The following is a 3,971-nucleotide window of genomic DNA, read 5'->3' on the forward strand; positions in this document are numbered from 1 at the left end:
CGTCAGGCCGAACAGATCCGTGAGGTCGCCTTTTGCCAGGCTTTCGCCAAGCCCACGAAGACGCTCTTCGGGCAGAAAGTTGGATCGAATCGGCTCTTCCGTGATGGCCGGGAAGCTCGCGCTTGTCTTCTCGATTTGGGCAGGATTCGTCTGAATATTCATTGAAAATTCCGTAAGCGGGCACTGAGCGGCGTCACCGCCACGGCAATGGCCCTAAAACCGGTTCAAATGCAATTGGTTGCATAAACCCCACTTGCCGAAAGTTTGTTTCCGCACCACGACAGGGCGTCGTCTCTCAGCAAAACTCAAAGACAAGCACCCCACTTCCCGCCAGGCCAGATCGGCGGAGAGGATTCAGGCTTTTTCGTGATGCCGCCAGCAGCTTACGCTATATTTCGCCGGTGCCGCGATCATGTTTGGAAACAAGCGTTAATCGTTGCCGGCGACAGAGCCGATCCGGATCACGAACAGCGTTGCCTCATGGGCGGGTTGGACGAGCAGGCCGGTGCTGACCGGACCGGACAGCAGCGTGTCGAGCGGACCGAGGCGGACCGGTTCAGCGGCGGGCACGCTGACGTCGCCGTCCAAGCATAGGATGAGCGTTGTGCCGGCTTCAGTCCGGACTTCCACGGGGGCCGAAATCACCAGGCGTTCGACCGAATGCGTCACCCGGCTTCGGCGGGTCATGACATTGAGATCGGTGATCGGCCCGCCGATCAGCGCAGCCGAGGTCTGCACGTCGGCCGGGAAAGAAAACAGGGCGGTCGTCCTGTTTATGGATGTCGGCGGGTGGCCGGCAATCTCGAGGACGATGCCCTCGCCTTCGAGCACGGCAAGGGTGCGATCGATGCCGGCGAATTGCGAGAACGGCCCGCTCAATTCGACACGCGCCATCGAGACGCGCCAGTCGAAATCGTCGAACCCGGCACCCGTGGGCGAGACGGCGATTTCCGTCGTCACGCCGCCGCCGTTCTTCCACGGCATCGACCGGTATTCGGCTGCCCGCAGAACACGCATCGGCTCAGCCAATCAGCCGAGAATGCCGGGCAAATTGAGCTGGTGCTCCTTGGCGCATTCGACGGCGATTTCGTAGCCGGCATCGGCGTGGCGCATGACACCGGTCGCCGGGTCGTTCCACAACACCCGCTCCAGGCGCCTTGCGGCGTCCGGCGTGCCGTCGGCGACGATGACCATGCCGGCGTGCTGCGAGAAACCCATGCCGACGCCGCCGCCATGGTGCAGCGACACCCAGGTGGCGCCGGACGCCGTGTTGAGCAACGCGTTGAGCAGCGGCCAATCGGAGACAGCGTCCGAGCCGTCCTTCATGGATTCCGTTTCGCGGTTCGGCGAGGCGACCGAGCCGGAATCGAGGTGATCGCGGCCGATGACGACAGGCGCCTTCAGCTCACCCTTGGCCACCATCTCGTTGAAAGCGAGTCCGAGCCTGTGGCGGTCGCCAAGGCCGACCCAGCAGATGCGCGCCGGCAGGCCCTGGAAGGCGATGCGCTCGCGCGCCATGTCGAGCCAGTTGTGCAGATGGGTGTTGCCGGGCGTCAGTTCGCGCACCTTGGCGTCGGTCTTGTAGATATCCTCAGGATCGCCGGAAAGGGCTGCCCAGCGGAACGGCCCGATGCCGCGGCAGAACAGCGGACGGATATAGGCCGGCACGAAACCGGGGAAGGCAAAGGCGTTCTCGAACCCCTCCTCCTTGGCCACCTGGCGGATGTTGTTGCCGTAGTCGAGCGTCGGCACGCCGGCGTTCCAGAACGCCACCATCGCCTCGACATGTTCGCGCATCGAGGCGCGTGCCGCCTTCTCGACCGCCTTGGGGTCGCTGACGCGCTTCTCGCGCCACTCGGCCATCGTCCAGCCCTTCGGCAGGTAGCCGTTGATGGGATCATGCGCCGAGGTCTGATCGGTGACCATATCGGGGCGAATGCCACGCCTGAACATCTCCGGCACGATGTCGGCCGTATTGCCAAGCAGGCCGACCGACTTCGCCTCCCCGGCCTTGGTCCAGCGTTCGATCTTTTCCAGCGCCTCGTCGAGCGTGTCGGCGCGCTCGTCGACGTAGCGGGTGCGCAGGCGGAAATCGATCGAGTCCGGGTTGCATTCGATCGCCAGGCAGCAGGCGCCGGCCATGACGGCGGCGAGCGGCTGGGCGCCACCCATGCCGCCGAGACCGCCGGTCAGTATCCATTTTCCCTTGAGATTGCCGCCATAGTGCTGGCGGCCGGCCTCGACGAAGGTCTCGTAGGTGCCTTGCACGATGCCTTGCGTGCCGATGTAGATCCACGAGCCGGCCGTCATCTGGCCGTACATCATCAGGCCCTTCTTATCGAGCTCGTTGAACTTTTCCCAATTCGCCCAGTGCGGCACCAAATTGGAGTTGGCGATCAGCACGCGCGGGGCGTCCGGGTGGGTCCGGAACACGCCAACCGGCTTGCCGGACTGGACCAGCAAAGTCTCGTCATCGGCCAGCGTCCTCAAGGAGGCGACGATGCGGTCAAAGTCGTTCCAGGTGCGCGCCGCCCGGCCGATGCCGCCATAGACGACCAGCTCGTTGGGATTTTCGGCAACATCCGGGTCGAGATTGTTCATCAGCATGCGCAGCGGCGCTTCCGTCAGCCAGGAGCGCGCGCTGATTTCGGTGCCGCGCGGGCTGCGGACTTCGCGGATGTTGTGGCGAGGATTGTTCATGGCGTCACTCCATAAAAGGCCTGATGTCAGACGCGCGCCCAGGACGTCGCAGTCTCGAGGATTTTCCGCAGCGTGGCGCGGATCGGTGCGGCAAACTCGGCATCGTAAGGCACCGGCCAGTTGTCCGGCGTACCCTTGCCATCGGGCTCGCGCATATAGCCGCGATTGGAGAGTTCCATCTGCAGCGCATGCACGCCTTGTTGCGGCTGGCCGAAATGGCGTGTGATCCAGCCGCCCTTGAAGCGGCCGTTGATGACAAAGGTTTCACCGGTTTCGGCCATGATCTGGCCGACCATCGCCTGCAGCGTCGGATCGGCGCTCCTGCCGTCATTGGTGCCGAGGTTGAAAACCGGCAGCGTGCCTTCAAACAGGCGCGGCATCACTGAACGGATCGAGTGGCAGTCATAGAGGACGATCTTTTCGTGCAGGCCACGCAACCGGTCGATCTCGACCTGCAAGGCGGCATGGTAGGGCACGAAGAATTTCTCGCGACGCTCGTCGATCTCCGACGGCCCCGGTTCTTCGCCCTCGCGATAGAGCGGATCGCCATCGAAAGTCTCGGTCGGGCAAAGGCCGGTCGTCGCCTGGCCGGGGTAAAGCGAGGCGCCGGAGGGATCGCGGTTGACGTCGATGACGGTGCGCGAGATCGCGGTGTGCACCACCGTCGCCCCGAGGCCGGCAGCAAAGTCATAGAGATTATCGATCCACCAATCGCAGTCGCGGCGGCCGAGCCAGGGCGAGACCAGCCGATTCTCAAGGCCGGCGAGGTCGATGCCGGTGTGCGGGATCGACACCAGCAACGGGGCTGTGCCGGGCGTGACCGTCAGCCAGGGCGCGCTTGCCATCACATCGCTCCGGAAATCGACGGCAGAGCCACGCCGCCGGCGGCCACGATGGTCGCACCGCTGCGCACCATGGCGATGGCTTTTTCCATATCGGGGTGGAAATGGCGGTCATTGTCGAGATGCGGCACTTCGGCCCGGACCAGCTTACGCACTGCCTCCAGGGCGTCGCTCGAGGCCAGCGGCGCATGGAAATCGCAGCCTTGGGCCGCGGCCAGCAATTCGATGCCGATCACGGCGGTGGCGTTCTCGACCATCCCGATCAGCCGGCGCGCACCGTGCGCGGCCATCGAAACATGGTCTTCCTGGTTTGCCGAGGTGGGGATCGAATCGACGCTGGCCGGATAGGCTTTCTGCTTGTTCTCCGAAACGAGCGCCGCCGCCGTCACCTGCGGGATCATGAAGCCGGAGTTCAGGCCGGGCTTCGGC

At 64.2% G+C, this 3,971-nt stretch carries 4 protein-coding genes; all 4 read right to left on the bottom strand.

Annotated elements, in window-relative coordinates; genetic code table 11:
• Positions 1-429: 429 nt before the first annotated feature.
• The gene (locus EN893_RS22445) at positions 430-1,017 is read right to left on the bottom strand and encodes a HutD family protein (protein WP_127270284.1); all 588 of its coding nucleotides are present in this window, start codon (positions 1,015-1,017) and stop codon (positions 430-432) included.
• Positions 1,018-1,029: 12 nt separating this feature from the next.
• Positions 1,030-2,700, bottom strand: coding sequence for a urocanate hydratase (gene hutU, locus EN893_RS22450; RefSeq protein WP_127270282.1), 1,671 nt, complete (start codon positions 2,698-2,700; stop codon positions 1,030-1,032).
• A 26-nt stretch (positions 2,701-2,726) separates the two neighbouring features.
• The gene (gene hutG, locus EN893_RS22455; protein ID WP_127270281.1) at positions 2,727-3,545 is read right to left on the bottom strand and encodes an N-formylglutamate deformylase; all 819 of its coding nucleotides are present in this window, start codon (positions 3,543-3,545) and stop codon (positions 2,727-2,729) included.
• Positions 3,545-3,971: aromatic amino acid lyase (locus EN893_RS22460; protein WP_164901019.1), on the bottom strand; the 427-nt coding region annotated here is incomplete at its 5' end. The genes EN893_RS22460 and hutG, both read right to left, overlap by 1 nt.

Origin of the sequence: Mesorhizobium sp. M7A.F.Ca.CA.004.04.2.1 (assembly GCF_004022825.1) — a bacterium.
In the GTDB taxonomy this organism is placed as follows: Bacteria; Pseudomonadota; Alphaproteobacteria; order Rhizobiales; family Rhizobiaceae; genus Mesorhizobium.